Source organism: Streptomyces sp. NPDC002032, assembly GCF_042890765.1.
In the GTDB taxonomy this organism is placed as follows: domain Bacteria; phylum Actinomycetota; class Actinomycetes; order Streptomycetales; family Streptomycetaceae; genus Streptomyces.
The window spans coordinates 48,049-63,375 of record NZ_JBIASM010000019.1; the positions used below are offsets into that span (position 1 = coordinate 48,049).

General features: G+C 73.4%; 16 protein-coding genes and 1 pseudogene. 7 read left to right on the top strand and 10 right to left on the bottom strand.

Annotated features, from left to right (window positions below):
• Positions 1 to 40 precede the first annotated feature (40 nt).
• Positions 41 to 790 (bottom strand): bifunctional DNA primase/polymerase, encoded by a 750-nt coding sequence (locus ACFYYT_RS31090; protein ID WP_351826917.1) that lies wholly within the window; start codon positions 788 to 790, stop codon positions 41 to 43.
• Positions 791 to 925: 135 nt separating this feature from the next.
• Entirely contained in the window at positions 926 to 1,582 is a 657-nt protein-coding gene (locus ACFYYT_RS31095; RefSeq protein ID WP_351826919.1) for a TetR/AcrR family transcriptional regulator, read from the bottom strand.
• A 98-nt stretch (positions 1,583 to 1,680) separates the two neighbouring features.
• On the opposite strand from ACFYYT_RS31095, the pseudogene ddaH reads away from it, so the two are divergent.
• Positions 1,681 to 2,520: pseudogene (ddaH, locus tag ACFYYT_RS31100) on the top strand (dimethylargininase); the annotation flags it as partial.
• Positions 2,521 to 2,530: 10 nt separating this feature from the next.
• Here the strand turns inward: ddaH and ACFYYT_RS31105 are convergent.
• Complete coding sequence (locus ACFYYT_RS31105) at positions 2,531 to 3,535, bottom strand: small ribosomal subunit Rsm22 family protein (protein ID WP_351826921.1); 1,005 nt, start codon at positions 3,533 to 3,535, stop codon at positions 2,531 to 2,533.
• A gap of 79 nt (positions 3,536 to 3,614) precedes the next feature.
• Positions 3,615 to 4,937, bottom strand: coding sequence for a Bcr/CflA family multidrug efflux MFS transporter (locus ACFYYT_RS31110; RefSeq protein ID WP_351826923.1), 1,323 nt, complete (start codon positions 4,935 to 4,937; stop codon positions 3,615 to 3,617).
• 107 nt (positions 4,938 to 5,044) lie between these two features.
• On the opposite strand from ACFYYT_RS31110, the gene ACFYYT_RS31115 reads away from it, so the two are divergent.
• The 3 genes from ACFYYT_RS31115 (at position 5,045) to ACFYYT_RS31125 (ending at position 7,516) form a co-directional block, all read left to right on the top strand.
• A complete protein-coding gene (locus ACFYYT_RS31115; protein WP_351826925.1) occupies positions 5,045 to 5,806 on the top strand; it encodes an SDR family oxidoreductase in 762 nt (253 codons plus the stop codon).
• A gap of 250 nt (positions 5,807 to 6,056) precedes the next feature.
• Positions 6,057 to 6,929: a PhzF family phenazine biosynthesis isomerase gene (locus ACFYYT_RS31120; RefSeq protein ID WP_351826926.1), complete on the top strand. Its 873-nt coding sequence runs from the start codon at positions 6,057 to 6,059 to the stop codon at positions 6,927 to 6,929.
• Positions 6,929 to 7,516, top strand: coding sequence for a GNAT family N-acetyltransferase (locus ACFYYT_RS31125; RefSeq protein WP_351826928.1), 588 nt, complete (start codon positions 6,929 to 6,931; stop codon positions 7,514 to 7,516). Before ACFYYT_RS31120 ends, ACFYYT_RS31125 begins: the two co-directional genes overlap by 1 nt.
• An 81-nt stretch (positions 7,517 to 7,597) precedes the next feature.
• On the opposite strand, the gene efeU is transcribed toward ACFYYT_RS31125, so the two are convergent.
• From efeU to efeO, 3 genes are read right to left on the bottom strand one after another with little or no spacing between them, the layout of a single operon-like run.
• The gene (gene efeU, locus ACFYYT_RS31130) at positions 7,598 to 8,464 is read right to left on the bottom strand and encodes an iron uptake transporter permease EfeU (RefSeq protein WP_351826930.1); all 867 of its coding nucleotides are present in this window, start codon (positions 8,462 to 8,464) and stop codon (positions 7,598 to 7,600) included.
• Positions 8,465 to 8,486: 22 nt separating this feature from the next.
• Entirely contained in the window at positions 8,487 to 9,767 is a 1,281-nt protein-coding gene (efeB, locus tag ACFYYT_RS31135; protein WP_351826932.1) for an iron uptake transporter deferrochelatase/peroxidase subunit, read from the bottom strand.
• A gap of 29 nt (positions 9,768 to 9,796) precedes the next feature.
• The gene (efeO, locus tag ACFYYT_RS31140) at positions 9,797 to 10,936 is read right to left on the bottom strand and encodes an iron uptake system protein EfeO (protein ID WP_351826934.1); all 1,140 of its coding nucleotides are present in this window, start codon (positions 10,934 to 10,936) and stop codon (positions 9,797 to 9,799) included.
• A gap of 246 nt (positions 10,937 to 11,182) precedes the next feature.
• Between efeO and ACFYYT_RS31145 the strand changes: the two genes are divergently transcribed.
• Positions 11,183 to 11,833: a PhzF family phenazine biosynthesis protein gene (locus ACFYYT_RS31145; RefSeq protein ID WP_351826936.1), complete on the top strand. Its 651-nt coding sequence runs from the start codon at positions 11,183 to 11,185 to the stop codon at positions 11,831 to 11,833.
• Between the two features lie 77 nt (positions 11,834 to 11,910).
• On the opposite strand, the gene ACFYYT_RS31150 is transcribed toward ACFYYT_RS31145, so the two are convergent.
• Complete coding sequence (locus ACFYYT_RS31150) at positions 11,911 to 12,558, bottom strand: biliverdin-producing heme oxygenase (RefSeq protein ID WP_351826938.1); 648 nt, start codon at positions 12,556 to 12,558, stop codon at positions 11,911 to 11,913.
• A 113-nt stretch (positions 12,559 to 12,671) separates the two neighbouring features.
• Positions 12,672 to 13,529 (bottom strand): type I methionyl aminopeptidase, encoded by an 858-nt coding sequence (gene map / locus ACFYYT_RS31155; RefSeq protein ID WP_351826939.1) that lies wholly within the window; start codon positions 13,527 to 13,529, stop codon positions 12,672 to 12,674.
• Between the two features lie 58 nt (positions 13,530 to 13,587).
• On the opposite strand from map, the gene ACFYYT_RS31160 reads away from it, so the two are divergent.
• Positions 13,588 to 13,824 (top strand): hypothetical protein, encoded by a 237-nt coding sequence (locus ACFYYT_RS31160; RefSeq protein WP_351826941.1) that lies wholly within the window; start codon positions 13,588 to 13,590, stop codon positions 13,822 to 13,824.
• A 24-nt stretch (positions 13,825 to 13,848) separates the two neighbouring features.
• On the opposite strand, the gene ACFYYT_RS31165 is transcribed toward ACFYYT_RS31160, so the two are convergent.
• On the bottom strand, positions 13,849 to 14,454 hold the full coding sequence (locus tag ACFYYT_RS31165; protein ID WP_351826943.1) for a hypothetical protein: 606 nt from the start codon (positions 14,452 to 14,454) through the stop codon (positions 13,849 to 13,851).
• A 107-nt stretch (positions 14,455 to 14,561) separates the two neighbouring features.
• On the opposite strand from ACFYYT_RS31165, the gene npdG reads away from it, so the two are divergent.
• Complete coding sequence (npdG, locus tag ACFYYT_RS31170) at positions 14,562 to 15,266, top strand: NADPH-dependent F420 reductase (RefSeq protein ID WP_351826945.1); 705 nt, start codon at positions 14,562 to 14,564, stop codon at positions 15,264 to 15,266.
• The last annotated feature ends 61 nt before the right edge of the window (positions 15,267 to 15,327 follow it).

Sequence of the window (15,327 nt, forward strand, 5' to 3'; positions counted from 1 at the left end):
CGCGCTCCCGGCTGACCGGGGCGCGGGGCGGCGGCGGGGGTCAGCGGCCCAGGGGCCAGGCGACGGCCGCCGGGGTCCGGGCGGCGGTGCCCGCGTAGGCCGCGCAGGCGTCCGTGAGGGTTTCCAGCAGGGTCAGCGGGTCCGGCAGCGGCTGGCTGACGTCCCGCAGCCAGCTCACCGCGAAGTCGCCCGGGAGGGCCGCCGGCGGGAGGAGCACGTAGCTGCCGCGGCAGTGCCAGCGCAGGCCGGGGTGCTCGTCCATCGTCTCGGGGTGGCAGTCCAGTTCACAGGGCCACCACTCGTCCTCGTCCTCGGGCGTTCCCCGGGTCGCCGTGAAGAAGAGCATCCGCGCCTGGTCGTCCGTGCCGCCCGACTCGGCGACCGGTCCGACCTCGATGCCGGCGGCGAGCAGCCGCTCCAGCGCGCTGCAGCCGGCTTCCAGCGGGACGTCCAGGACGTCGTGGACCATGCCGGTGGCGGTGATGAAGTTGGCCTGGGGCTGGTCGCGGGTCCAGCGCTCGATCTGCGCGCGGTCGGTGGTCGACTGGGTCTGCCAGGCGAACGAGACCGGGTGGCGCGCGGGGGTGGGACAGCCGACGCGGTCGCACGAACACCGGTAGCCGACGGGATGGGCGGCGGGGGCGATGGGGAGTCCGGCGGCGGCCACGGCCAGCAGGAGCTCCTCCCGTGCCGCGGCGGGGTCTTCGGGAGCGGGTTTCGGGCGGCGGCGCAGCCACTGGGAGATCCTGCTCTGCTCGCCGCGTTTGACGCGGCCGGACTCAGACCCCATCTATCCCCTCACCTTGAACCGTTGTCCCGGAAGACCTTCACATGGTCCCACCATCCTGGGTCCCGGGTGACCGCACCCCCCGAAAGGGGTGCCCCCATAACGATAGAATTCGGCCATACGTTCCCGGCCGCCGGGTCAGGCCCCGGCCGGCGGCCGCCGGCCGGTGACGTATCCCACCCCGTGCAGCACCGCGTCGACCAGGGCGTCCGCGTGCGCGTGCGCGAGCGGTCCGGTGCGCATCAGCCACCGGTACGTCAGCGGGCCCACCAGCATCTCCACCACCAGGCGCAGGTCGGTGTCCGCCGGGAGCAGGCTGGCGTCCCGCGCGCCGCGCAGCCGGGTTTCGTAGAGGGCGAGCTGCGGTTCGAGGAGCCGTTCGGTGAAGCGGGCCCCCAGCTCGGGGTCGGTCGCCCCGGCGGCGGCGAGCGCCCGCGCGGGGGCCGCGTACCGTTCGTCGGCGAACTCGTCCACCGTGGCCCGCAGGACCGTCTTGAGGTCGGCCGCCAGGTCCCCGGTGTCGGGGAAGGCCCACGCGCCGCCCTCCGGCGCCTCCCCGGCCAGCGCCAGCGAGGCGTCCAGCAGGACGGCCGCCTTCGAGGGCCACCAGCGGTAGATGGTCTGCTTGCCGACGCCCGCGCGGGCGGCGATGGCCTCGATGGTCAGCTTGTTGTAGCCGACCTCGCCCACCAGGGCGAGCGCGGCGTCGAGGATGGCGCGCCGCGAACGGTCGCTGCGGCGGGTGGCGTCGGGGGCCTTGGCCTGGGAGGACGCGGTGTCGAGGGGCTTGCTCATGGGGCCCAACGTACCAATGCGAGACGTCTCGTCTTCCAGTCATCCGCTGAACCACCCGGTCAGTTCACTGCGCGGTTCCCGTCGAGGAGAGACGATTCTCTTCACAGACGAGTCGTGAGGAGCCTTCTTTGCGCAGAGACGCCACACCCCGGCGCTACCTGATGTGCCCACCGGCACACTTCAAGGTCACGTACTCCATCAACCCGTGGATGGATCCCACGAAACCGGTGGACCTGCCCCTCGCCCAAGCCCAGTGGGAGGACCTGAGAGACCGCTACCGCTCCCTCGGCCACACCGTCGAGACCCTCGTGCCGCACCCGGACCTGCCCGACATGGTCTATGCCGCCAACGGCGCCCTCGTCGTGGACGGCCGGGTCCTCGGGGCCCGGTTCGCCTACCCGGAACGCACCGCCGAGGCGGAGATCCACCTCGACTGGTTCCGGGACCACGGCTTCACCGACATCCACGAACCGTCCCACGTCAACGAGGGCGAGGGCGACTTCGCCGTCACCGCCACCTACATCCTGGCCGGCCGGGGCTTCCGCTCCAGCCCGCTCTCCCACGACGAGGCGCAGGAGTTCTTCGGCCGCCCCGTCATCGGACTCGACCTGGTGGACCCGCGGTACTACCACCTGGACACGGCGCTGTGCGTGCTCGACGGCGACGAGATCATGTACCACCCGCCGGCCTTCTCGCCGGGCAGCCAGGCCGTCCTGCGCAGGCTCTTCCCCGACGCCCTGCTCGTGGATTCCGGCGACGCGGCGGCCTTCGGCCTGAACTCGGTCTCCGACGGGCGGCACGTGCTGCTCCCGCAGGCCGCGTCCGGGCTCCTGGAGCCGCTGCGCGAGCGCGGCTTCGAACCGGTGCCGATGGACCTGGGCGAACTGCTCAAGGGCGGCGGCAGCGTGAAGTGCTGCACCCAGGAGCTGCGCCCCTAGCGGGCCCGCTCTACGGGGCCTCCGCGGGCGGCCACTGGCGACCCCAGTCCGCGTCGCGGGCGGCCTTGTAGAGGTCACCGTGGCGCTTGGTGACGGTGGCCCGCGTCAGGCCCTCGTCCTGCGGACCGCACAGCTCCAGCTGGACGAGCCCCTTCCGGATCTGCGGCCTCCGCGTGATCCGGGAGGGGACCGGCGTCACCGGGAACCGGGTGGCGGCCACGTAGCTGAACTTCTCGTCCTCGTACGGCAGGGAGCCGCCCTTGACCTGCCGGTGCAGGGAGGAACGGCTGACCCGCGCCGAGAAGTGACACCAGTCCTTGCCGGGCTCGATCGGGCAGGTCCCGTCGTGCGGGCAGGGCGCGGCGACCTTCAGCCCGGCCTCGATCAGCTGGTCGCGGGCCTCGCGGATGCGCAGGTAGCCCTCCGGGGTGCCCGGCTCGATCAGCACCACGGCCTGCCCGGCGCGGGCCGACTCGGCGACCACCGCGCGGCGGGCCTGCGGCGTCAGCTCGCCGAGCACGTACGAGACCGTCACCAGGTCCGCGTCCGGGAGGCTGATCCCGGTGCCGATGACCGCCCGGCGCCACTGCGCCCCGCGCAGCGCCTCCGCGTGCGCACGGCCCGCCAGCTCCCGGCCGAGGGCCAGCGCCGGCTCCGCCCAGTCCAGTACGGCCGTGGTGCGGGGGCCGTCCCAGGTGGCACAGGCCGCCCAGGCCGCCGCGCCCGTGCCGCCGCCGACGTCCACGTGCGAGCCCGGCACCCAGTCCGGCGCGGCCGCGGCGAGCCCGTCGAGGGCGGAGCGGACGGCCTCGAAGGTGGCCGGCATCCGGTAGGCCGCGTACGCCGCCACGTCGGAGCGGTCGCGCAGGACGGGGGCGTCGGTGGGGATGGTGCCCCGGTAGTTGGCGATCAGCCGCTCGACGGCGGCCGTGGCCTGCTTCGGCGGGAGCCCGTCGAGCAGCCCGGCGAGGGCGCTGCGGAGGGTCTCGGCGGTGGTGGGGGCGGTGGCGTTCACCAGCGAAGTTTACGGCGGCCCGGCCCCGGCTCGGGCCGCGGGCGGCAGCGGCCGCCGGCCGCGGCTCGGGCCGCCCCGGTCACTTGGGCTGCGGCTCCCGGGGGAGCCAGGGGCGGCACATGCCGAGGAAGCAGCCCACCGCGAGGAGGGAGCAGCTCAGCTGGACCACTGCCATCGGCACCGCCGTGTGCTCTCCCGCGATCCCGACCAGCGGCGAGGCCACCGCTCCGACCAGGAAGGAGGAGGTGCCCAGCAGCGCGGACGCCGAACCGGCGGCGTGCGGGGTGCGCATCAGGGCCTGCGCGTTGGTGTTCGGCAGGACCAGGCCCATCGCCGACATCAGGACGAACAGCCCGGCGGCGACGGGGACCAGCCCGGCCTCGCCGAACACCCCGGAGGACATCAGCAGCAGGGCGACGGACGCCGCCGTGATGACGGCGAGACCGGCCGCGAGGACCCGGTCCAGGCTGACCCGGCCGACCAGCAGCTTGCCGTTGACCTGCCCGACGATGATCAGCCCGACGGAATTGAGGCCGAACAGCAGGCTGAAGGCCTGCGGGGAGGCCCCGTAGATCTCCTGCACCACGAACGGGGACGCGGAGATGTAGGAGAACAGCACGGCGAAGGAGAAGCCGCCCGCCAGCATGTACCCGGCGAAGACCCGGTCGCCCAGTAGCCCCCGCATGGTCCGCAGCGCGGAGCCCACGCCGCCGGTGTGCCGGCGCTCGGGCGGCAGCGTCTCCCCGAGACCGCGCCACACCACCAGGGTGAGCGCGAGGCCGACGGCCGTGAGCACGACGAAGACCCCCCGCCAGTCCGCGAAGCGCAGCACCTGGCCGCCGATGAGCGGGGCGATGATCGGGGCGACCCCGGATATGAGCATCAGGGAGGAGAAGAAGCGGGCCATCTCGACCCCGTCGTACAGGTCGCGCACGACGGCCCGCGCGATGACGATCGCGGCCGCCCCGGCCAGGCCCTGGAGCAGCCGGAAGGCGATCAGCAGCTCGGCGGTCGGGGCCAGGGCGCAGATGGCGGTGGCGAGGACGTAGACGGCCATGCCCGCGAGCAGCGGCCGGCGGCGCCCCCACTTGTCGCTCATCGGACCGATCACGAGCTGCCCCAGGGCCATGCCGGCGAGGCAGGCGGTGAGGGTGAGCTGGATGGTCGCGGCGGGGCTGTGCAGGGCGTTCGTGACCTCTGGCAGGGCCGGCAGGTACATGTCCATGGACAGCGGGGGGAGGGCGGTGAGCCCGCCCAGGATGAAGGTGACGAGCAGGCCGGTGCGGCGTGCGGCCGTCAGGGGGACGGCCGGGGCGGAATCGGGAGCGGGGATAGGGGAGGGGGAGGGGGAATCGGGCCCGGGGCCCTGCGAGGGGGCCGTCGAGGGGCCTCTCTCCGACATCGGATCTCCAGTCTTTTCATCTGCTTTACGCACCCCTGACCGACCCATGCTCTCAGCTGTCGGAACGTCCGCGGACGGATCTGCGCCGTGACGTAGCCTGCGGCCCCATGAACGCTCCTCTGAAGAAGATCGCTGTTGTGACGGGAGCCGGCTCCGGGATCGGCCGTTCCGTGGCCCTCGCCCTCGCCGGGGCCGGCTGGTCGGTGGCCGTGGCCGGACGGCGGACCGGGCCCCTGGAGGAGACCGCCGCGGCCGCCGGGGAGGGCGCGGACGTGCTGCCCGTACGGGCGGACGTGAGCGACGCCGACGAGGTGGCCGCGCTCTTCGCCGCCGTCCGCGCGCGCTACGGGCGGCTCGACCTGCTCTTCAACAACGCCGGCACCTTCGGCCCGGCCGGGGTCGCGCTGGAGGACATCACCCCCGAGGCCTGGCGGCAGGTCGTCGACGTCAACCTGACCGGGTCCTTCCTCTGCGCGCAGGCGGCCTTCCGGGCGATGAAGGCCCAGGACCCGCAGGGCGGCCGGATCATCAACAACGGCTCCATCTCGGCCCACGTGCCCCGGCCGAACTCCATCGCCTACACCGCGACCAAGCACGCCATGACGGGCCTGACGAAGTCCCTGTCGCTCGACGGGCGCCCGTACCGGATCGCCTGCGGCCAGATCGACATCGGCAACGCGGCCACCGAGATGACCGAGCGCATGCAGACGGGGATCCTCCAGGCCAACGGGCAACTGGCGGTGGAGCCGGTCATGGACGCCGCCGACGTCGCGCGCACGGTCCTGCACATGGCGCAGCTGCCGCTGGAGGCCAACGTCCAGTTCGCGACGGTGATGGCCACGTCGATGCCGTACATCGGGCGCGGCTGAGAGCGCGGCCGGGGCCGGGGCCGGGGCTGGGTCCGGGTCCGGGGTCCGAGGCCGTGGCCGGGTCGGGTCCGAGGCCGGCCCCGAGGCCGGGTCCGGGGCCGGGTCCGGGGTCCGGGGCCGTGGCCGGGTCCGAGGCCGTGGCCGGGTCTGGGTCCGAGGCCGTGGCCGGCCCGGCCGCGTGCGCGGGTCGCCGGGGCGGCCCGGGGCGGCCCGGGGGAATGCCGTCGGCGGCACCCCGGTTGTGCCGGGCATGACCACTGACGCCCGCCCCGCCGTGCTGCGCTACACCGCCTTCTCCCGCGACCCCGAAGGCGGCAACCCCGCCGGCGTCGTCCTCGACGCGAGCGCCCTGGACGACCCCGCGATGCTGGCCGTCGCGGCGGAGCTGGGCTACAGCGAGACGGCCTTCCTGACCGCCCCGCCGGCGGAGTTGGGCGGAATCCCCGGGCGGTCCTTCACCCTGCGGTTCTTCAGCCCCAAGGCGGAGGTCACCTTCTGCGGGCACGCCACCGTCGCCGCCTCCGTGGCGCTGGCCGAGCGGATCGGCCCCGGCGAGCTCCTCTTCGCGACCCCGGCCGGTCCCGTACCGGTCACGGTGGCCGCGGACGACGGCGTCCTGCGCGCCACCCTGACCAGCGTCGCCCCGCACAGCGAGGAGATCTCCGGGGCCGACCTCGCCGAGGCCCTGGCCGCGCTGCGCTGGCCCGCCGCCGACCTGGACCCCGCCCTGGCGCCCCGCATCGCCTACGCCGGGGCCCGGCACCTGGTGCTCGGCGCCGGCAGCCGGGAGCGGCTGGCCGCCCTCGACTACGACTTCGGCCGGCTGGAGGCGCTGATGCGGCGGCTGGACCTCACCACCCTCCAGCTCGTGTGGCGGGCCGGCCCGGAGCTCTTCCACGTGCGCAACCCCTTCCCCGTCGGCGGCGTCGTCGAGGACGCCGCCACCGGAGCGGCCGCGGCCGCCTTCGGGGCGTACGCGCGGGAGCTCGGCCTGGTCCCCGACGAGGCCGTCCTCACCCTCCACCAGGGCGAGGACATGGGCCGCCCCGGCGTCCTGACGGTGGTGCTGCGCGCGGGCGACCCCCGCGTCCGGGTCGGCGGCACGGCCGTCCGCATCCCCTGATGCCCGCGATGCCCCCGATGCGGCTGCTCTCGTACTCCGCGCGGGCCCTGCCGCCGGGGCTCGCCGCGCAGGTCGCGGCCATCGAGGCGCGGGCGTGGCCCGGCAGCGCGCCCGGGCACGATCCGGCGCTCCGGCCGCGCGTGCTGCTGCTGGTGGACGGGGCCGGTACGGTCGGCGCCTGCCTGGCCCTGCTCCACAAGGAGATCCCCTGCGCGGGCCGCGGCCGGCGGGCCGCCGGGCTCAGCGCGGTGGTGACCCGGCCCGAGCTGCGCGGGCGGGGGCTCGGCGGCCGTCTGGTGGCCGGGGCCCGCGCCGCCCTGGCCGCCGACCCGGCGGTGGACCTGGCGCTGTTCAGCTGCGACCGGCCGCTGGCCCCGTTCTACGAGGCGGCCGGCTTCGAACGGCTGCCCGGTACGGTCCTGGTCGGCGGCACCCCGGCCGAGCCGCTGGCCACCGACGCGCCCGGCTTCGACAAGGAGGTGCTGGCGGCCTTCTTCGCCCCGGATCCCGAAGCCGCCGCGGACCGCGCCGCCCTGACCGGGACCCGCGTCCCCCTCCACCCGGGAGCCGTCGACCGGCTCTGGTGACACCCCCCCGCAACGCGCGACGCCCGGCCGCACCCCCCCCGTGAGGGAGGACGCGGCCGGGCCTCGGCGGTGTGGGGGGCGTCAGCCGCGCGGCGGGGCCCCCGCGGGCTCCTTCGGGGCGGCGGCCGGGGCGGCGGACCCGCGGCCGAGGCCGGCCGGGGCCAGGAACAGCGCCAGCACGACGAGCAGGTACAGGGACCACACCACCAGCTGGTGGACGGTGGGGTCGGGCTGGAAGTTGAACACGCCCTTGAGCAGGACCCCGTACCAGCTGTCCGGCGGGATCGCGGAGCTGATGTCGAAGGCCTTGTCCTGGAGGCCGCCGAGGAAGCCGCCCTCCTGGAGGTCGTGCACCCCGTAGGCGAGGACGCCCGCGGCCACGACCACCAGCATGCCGCCGGTCCACCGGAAGAACTTCGCCAGATTGATCTTCAGGGCGCCCCGGTAGAAGAGCCAGCCCAGCACGAGCGCCGTCGCGATGCCCAGCAGCACCCCGATCAACGGGGCCGAGGAGCCCTCGCCGCTCGCCCGGACCGAGGCCCACACGAACAGCGCCGTCTCCAGGCCCTCACGGCCCACCGCCAGGAAGGCGGTGGCCACGAGCGCGCCGGTGCCCATCGCGAGGGCGGCGTCGAGCTTGCCCTCCAGCTCGCCCTTCAGGTGCCGCGCGGTCTTCTTCATCCAGAAGACCATCCACGTGACCAGGACGACGGAGACGATCGACAGGCTGCCGCCCAGCAGCTCCTGCGCCTCGAAGGTCAGCTCCTGCGTCCCGAAGGTGAGCAGGGCGCCGAACGCCAGCGACAGGGTGCAGGCGATGCCGATGCCGAGCCAGACCGGGCGCAGCGCGGCCCGGTTGTCCGTCTTCACCAGGTACGCGATGAGGATGCAGACGACCAGGCTGGCCTCCAGGCCCTCGCGCAGGCCGATCAGATAGTTGCCGAACACGGCGTTTCCTCTCCGGCGGGGACTACGCGAACAGCGTCCGGCCCCACCAGTCGTCCTTGTCGCGGACGCCCGGCGGGACGGCGAAGACGGCCGAACCCACGTGCTGGATGTATTCGTTGAGCGCGTCGTTCTTGGCGAGCCGCCGCTGGATCGGCACGAAGCCCTTGCGGACGTCCCGCTGGTAGGCGAGGAAGAACAGCCCCGCGTCGAGCCGGCCGAGGCCGTCCGTACCGTCGGTGAAGGAGTAGCCGCGGCGCAGGATCGTCGCCCCGTCGTTGGAGTCCGGGTGTGCCAGCCGGACGTGCGCGTCCGGCTTCATCGCCTTCAGGAAGGGCTCGTCGCGCTCCTTGGACTTGCCGGCGGGGGCGCCCTCGCCCTTGTCGCGGCCGAAGACGTCCTCCTGCTCCTGGAGGGAGGTGCGGTCCCAGGTCTCGATGTGCATCCGGATGCGGCGGGCGACCAGGTACGAGCCGCCGGTCAGCCAGTCGCTGCCGTCCTTCGCGCCGACCCACACGTGCTGGTCCAGGCCCGCGGTGTCGGTGCCCGAGACGTTCCGGGTGCCGTCCTTGAAGCCCATCATATTGCGCGGGGTCTGCGCGTCCGGGGTGGTGGACGAGGTCTTGCCGAAGCCGAGCTGCGACCAGCGCACCGCGACCTTGCCGAAGCCGATGCGGGCCAGCTGGCGGATGGCGTGCACCGCGACCTGCGGGTCGTCGGCGCAGGCCTGGACGCACAGGTCGCCGCCGGAGCGGGCCGGGTCCAGGTTGTCGCCGGGGAAGGCCTCCAGGTCGACCAGGGCGTCGGGGCGCTTGGCCTCCAGGCCGAAGCGGTCCTTGGCGAACAGGCCCGGGCCGAAGCCGATGGTCAGGGTGAGCCGGGAGGCCTTCAGGCCGAGCGCCTCGCCGGTGTCGTCCGGCGGGGCCTCCGGGAGGCCGCCGAAGCCGCCCTCGCCGACCGGCTGGCCGGCCGTCATCCGGCGGGCCGCCTCGGTCCAGTCCTTGAGGAGCTGGACCAGCTCGGCGCGGTCCTTCGTCTTCACGTCGAACGCGGCGAAGTGCAGCCGGTCCTGGACGGCGCTGGCGATGCCGGCCTGGTGCTCCCCGTGGAAGGGGACGGCCGCCCCGGCGGAGCCCGCCGGGGTGATGCCGGATTCGCCGTTGAGCGCGGCGACCGCGCCGCCCGCGGTGGCGGCGCCGAGCGCGAGGCCGGCTCCGCCCCAGCCCAGCACGGAGCGCCGCGAGGGTGCTGTCCGTCCGCCCCCGGTGGTGTCGCCGCCGGGCTCCCGGTGCGTCTGCTCGGTCATTCGTCGCTCCCGCCTCTCCTGGACCGTTGTTACTTGGCGACCGCGGCGGCGAGCTTCGACAGCGGCTCGGCCAGGGCGTTCACACTGTCGGAGAACTGCTTGCGGTCGGCCTCGCCGACCTTGTCATACGCGATGAAGTCGGTGGCGCCCGGGGCGCTGCGGTACTTCTCCAGCAGGGTGTCGAGCGCGGCGAACTGCTTGTCCAGCTCCGTCACCAGGGCCGGGTCGTTCTTCGCGGCGACCGGCTTGAGCAGTTCGTACGCCTTCTGCGCGCCTTCGACGTTGGCCTTGAAGTCGTCCAGGTCGGTGTGGGCGTAGCGGTCCTCCTCACCCGTGATCTTGCCGGTGGCGACCTCGTCGAGGAGCTCCTTGGCGCCGTTGGCCATCGAGGTGGGGGTGATCTCCGCGGTGCCGACGCGCTTCTGCCAGTCGGTGAGGTCGGTGTCCAGCTGGGTGGCGAGGGTCTTCTCCTCGTCACCGATCTTGTTGTCGGCCCACAGGGCCTTCTCCAGGCGGTGCCAGCCGGTCCACTGCTGGCCGGGCTCCAGGCCGTCCTCGCGGGTGTCGGTCTTCGGGTCGATGTCACCGAAGGACTCGGCGACCGGCTCGGTGCGCTCCCAGCCGGTGCGGGACGGCGCGAAGGCCTTCTTGGCGCCCTCGACGTCCCCGGCGCGGACGGCGTCGGTGAAGGTCTTCACCTTCGGGAGGGTCTCGTCGGCCTGCTCCTGCGCGTACTTGCGGTACGCGGCGACCGCGGCGTCCAGCGCGGGGTTGCGCTTTCCGTCGCCGCCCTTGCCGGTGGCCTTGGCCTTGGTGCGGATGCCGTCGCCCTTCATGCCGGGCTTGCAGGCGAACTCGTAGTCGCCCGCCTTGATTTCGGCGGTGATGGTGGCCTTGGTGCCCGGGCCGATGTTCTCGCGCTCGGCGACGATGCGGTCGTCCGGGAAGAGCACGTACAGCTCGGTGACCTTGGAGCCCTTGTTCTCCACCTCGATGGAGACCTTGCCGGCCGGGAACTCGGTCGTGGAGAGCTCGCAGGCGCTGTCCGTCGCGTTCACGTGGATCGCACCGTCGCCACCCTTGTCGCTCTTCTCCGCGCAGCCGGTGACGGCGGTGAGGGCGGCGACGACGGCGACCGCGCTGAGGACGGTGAGACGGGCGGGGCGCATGGGGGCTCCTGCGAGGGTGGAGGCTGACTGGAGGCACGGTAGTGAGGCGGACCTAACTTAACCGAGGCTTACCTCACCGATGCCCACTCGTCCAGTGATTCAGCTCTCACCCGCCGGACCCGGACACGAGGCCGTCACGGCCCCTCCAAGGTCACCCCAAACGTAGGTAAAGCACAGGTCAAGCCGACGTGTGCCCACCGCGACGGCGCCGTCCGGCCCGGGGCCGGCCCGTGCTTCAATGCCCGCGTGAACGATCTCGATGTCATCAGGGTCTTCTGCGCGGGTGACGGCCGGTTCGGCAACCTGCTCGGAGTCGTCCGCGACGGCCGGACCTGCCCGGACGACGCGGACCGTCAGGCCCTCGCCGCCGAACTGGGCTACAGCGAAACGGTGTTCGTCGACGACCCCGAGCGCGGGGTCGTCGACATCCGGACCCCCGGGACCCGGATGTCCTTCGCCGGACACCCCCTCGTCGGCGTCGCCTGGCTGCTCGACATCGAGGAGCTCCAGCCGCCCGCCGGGTCGGTATGGGCCCGCGGCGACGGGGAGTTCACCTGGATCACGGCCCGCCCCGAGTGGGTGACCGGCAAGCGCACCGAGCAGTACGCCGACGCCGCCGAGGTCGAGGCGCTGCCCGCCCCGCCGCCCGGCGAGGGCTGGCTGTACGCGTGGGCCTGGGAGGACGAGGCGGCCGGCCGGATCCGGGCCCGGGGCTTCCCGCGCCGCCCCGACGGCGCCATCACCGAGGACGAGGCCACCGGTTCGGCGGCGATCCTGCTGACCGCCCAGCTCAACCGCGCCCTGAACATCACCCAGGGCGCCGGCTCGCAGATCCTCACCGCCCCGGGCCCGGACGGCACCGTCGAGATCGGCGGCCGGGTCCGCTTCGCCTCCTGACCCCTCCGCGCGTACGCCTCTCCGTCCCTGCGTCCCTACGTCTCCACGCCTACGCGCTGAGCGCTACGCGCTGAGGGCTACGCGCTGAGCGGGAACCGCTCGCCCAGCTCGCGGAAGACCGCGCCGTTGAAGTCGAAGGCGCGCTTGCACTCGTCGATGATGCGCTGCTTCTCCAGGTCGTCCGCCGCGAGCGCGTCCAGCAGTTCGCGGTAGGTCCGCTTGAAGGCGGCCGGGTTGGCGATGTCCGCGAAGACGTAGAACCGCACGCCGTCGCCCTTGCGCGCGAAGCCCCAGGTGCGCTCCGCCTTGTCCCGGATGATCTGGCCGCCCGAGAGGTCGCCCAGGTAGCGGGTGTAGTGGTGGGCGACGTACCCGCCCGGCCAGGAGGCCGCGCACTCGGCCACCCGGGCCGCGTACGCCTCGGTCGCGGGCAGCGCCACGACGGACTCCCGCCAGCCCGGGCCGATGAGGTGGGCCAGGTCCCGCTCGATCTCGGCGACGCGCATCAGCTCGGGCCGGATGAACGGCCCCGCGACCGGGTCCTCGCGCAGTGCGTCGGCCGCGTCCTCCAGGGCCCGGTACACGAACCACAGCTGCTCGGTGTACCGGGTGTACGCGTCGACTCCGAGCCGGCCGCCGAGCAGGTCGCTCATGAAGGTGGAGGTCTCGGCTTCGGTGTGCTGCTCGTGCGAGGCGACACGGATGAGCGTGGAGAAGGCGTCCAAGGCGGACCTCCGAAAGAGGAATCGGGCGCGGCGGCATGCCGCCGCCATGCCTGATCCTCCTACTTAGGTGTACCTAAGTCAATGTGTTCCCGACGTTCTGTCGGTAAAAAGACCTAGGGGAGGGTCAGGATCTCCGCCCCGGTGTCCGTCACCACCAGCGTGTGCTCGAACTGCGCGGTGCGCTTGCGGTCCTTCGTGACGACCGTCCAGCCGTCCTCCCACATGTCGTACTCGTGGGTGCCCAGCGTCAGCATCGGCTCGATCGTGAAGGTCATGCCGGGCTCGATGACGGTGGTCGCGTGCGGGCTGTCGTAGTGCGGGACGATCAGCCCGGAGTGGAACGACGAGTTGATGCCGTGCCCGGTGAAGTCCCGGACCACGCCGTAGCCGAAGCGCTTCGCGTACGACTCGATGACCCGGCCGATGATGTTGATCTGGCGGCCCGGCTTGACGGCCTTGATGGCCCGGTTCAGCGCCTCGCGGGTGCGCTCCACGAGCAGCCGCGACTCCTCGTCCACCTCGCCGCACAGGTACGTGGCGTTGTTGTCGCCGTGCACCCCGCCGATGTACGCGGTCACGTCGAGGTTCACGATGTCGCCGTCCTTCAGGACGGTCGAGTCGGGGATCCCGTGGCAGATGACCTCGTTCAGCGAGGAACACAGGGACTTCGGGAAGCCCCGGTACCCCAGCGTCGACGGGTAGGCGCCGTGGTCGCACATGTACTCGTGCGCGACCCGGTCCAGCTCGTCGGTGGTCACCCCCGGGACGATGTGCTTGGCGGCCTCTTCCATCGCCTGGGCGGCGATCCGGCCGGCGATGCGCATCGCCTCGATGGTCTCGGCCGACTGCACCTCCGGTCCGGTGTACGGCGTGGGCATGGGCTTGCCCACGTACTCGGGCCGGCGGATGTTTCCGGGAACGGAACGGACGGGAGAGAGCTCGCCTGGTACGAGCAGCGACTGGCCAGACATGCAAGCGAGTGTATCCAGCGGGTATGGGGCAGCATGGCGACAGAGGAAGGAGCCGACGATGGCCCTGTTCAAGAAGCGTCAGGTGGGCAAGCCGGGCGAGTGGTACTACTGCCTGGTCCACAACAAGGTCGAAGAGGGCCCGGAGTGTCCGGCCAAGGACCGGTTCGGCCCCTACGCCACGCGCGAGGAGGCGGGCCACGCCATGGAAACGGCGCAGGAACGCAACCTCGAATGGCAGAACGACCCCAAGTGGAACGACAAGACCCGGGAAGACGAGGGAGGCACGACGCCCTAGACCATCCGGCGCCGGACCCCGGGCTCACCAGCGGCTGGGCGGCGGCGCGGTCAGCTGGTCGGCCAGCCGCGCCAGCCGGTCCCGCAGCCGGCGCGGCCCCCGCTGGGCCGGCAGGCCGTTCTCCCCGGCCGCGGCGCTGACCAGGTGCTGCACCGTGTCCAGGTCCAGCTCCGCGGTGGCCGCGGGCACCGACAGCGCCTCGTGCGCCAGCGTGCCCAGATCCGGGTCCCCGCCGTCCAGGGACAGTACGGTCGCCCCCGCGCGGCGGGCGTCGTGGACCCGCTCCAGCAGCCCGCCGCCCGGCCGGTCCGGAGCCACCACCAGCAGCGTGTGACCGCGCCGGGCGGCCTCCAGCCGGCCCAGCCCGACCGACAGGTGCGGCGGCTCGCCCGGCCGCACGTGGTGGCGCACCAGCGTCGGCGCCAGCTCCGGCAGCCCCGACCAGGCGGCCTCGTCCACCAGGTGCGCCGCCAGGTGCCAGGGCTCGTACTGCTCGGTCCCCACCAGCAGCAGCCGCCCGGCCGAAGGCACCACGGCCCGCCGCAGCGATCCGGCGAACCTCCGGGCCTCGCCCGGCCAGTGCGTCCCGGCGAGCACCTCCCGCAGCAACGCGACCCTCACGGCATCCATGGGCGGCATCCTGCCGCACCCCGGGGCCGCCCGGGGGCGGGAACGGCCGCCTCACCCGCCCGGCCCATACCTTCGACTGTGGCGTACTCGGCAGTACCCTCGCCCCCATGACTTCCTCAGACAGCACCCAGAAGCCGCCCGCCAAGGACCCCTGGGACCTCCCGGACGTCTCCGGCCTGGTCGTCGGCGTCCTCGGCGGCACCGGGGACCAGGGCCGCGGCCTCGCCTACCGGCTCGCCCGGGCCGGCCAGAAGGTGATCATCGGCTCGCGCGCCGCCGACCGCGCCCGGGCCGCCGCCGGCGAGCTGGGCCTCGGCGTGGAGGGCGCCGACAACGCCGAGTGCGCCCGCCGCAGCGACATCGTGATCATCGCCGTGCCCTGGGAAGGCCACGCCAAGACCCTCGAAGCCCTCCGCGAGGACCTCGCGGGCAAGCTCGTCGTCGACTGCGTCAACCCCCTCGGCTTCGACAAGCAGGGCGCCTACGCCCTCCAGGTCGAGGAGGGCAGCGCCGCCCAGCAGGCCGCCGCCCTGCTCCCCGACTCCCGCGTCACCGCCGCCTTCCACCACCTCTCCGCCGTCCTGCTCCAGGACGAGACGGTCGAGGAGATCGACACCGACGTGATGGTCCTCGGCGAATCCCGCGCCGACACCGACCTCGTCCAGGCCCTCGCGGCCCGCATCCCCGGCATGCGCGGCGTCTTCGCGGGCCGCCTGCGCAACGCCCACCAGGTCGAGGCGATGGTCGCCAACCTGATCTCCACGAACCGCCGCTACAAGGCCCACGCGGGCCTCCGCCTCACGGACGTCTAACCCCGCCGCGGGAGCTCCCCCCGGAGCTCCCGCCCGCGCCGCCGCCCCCGCCGGGCCAGCC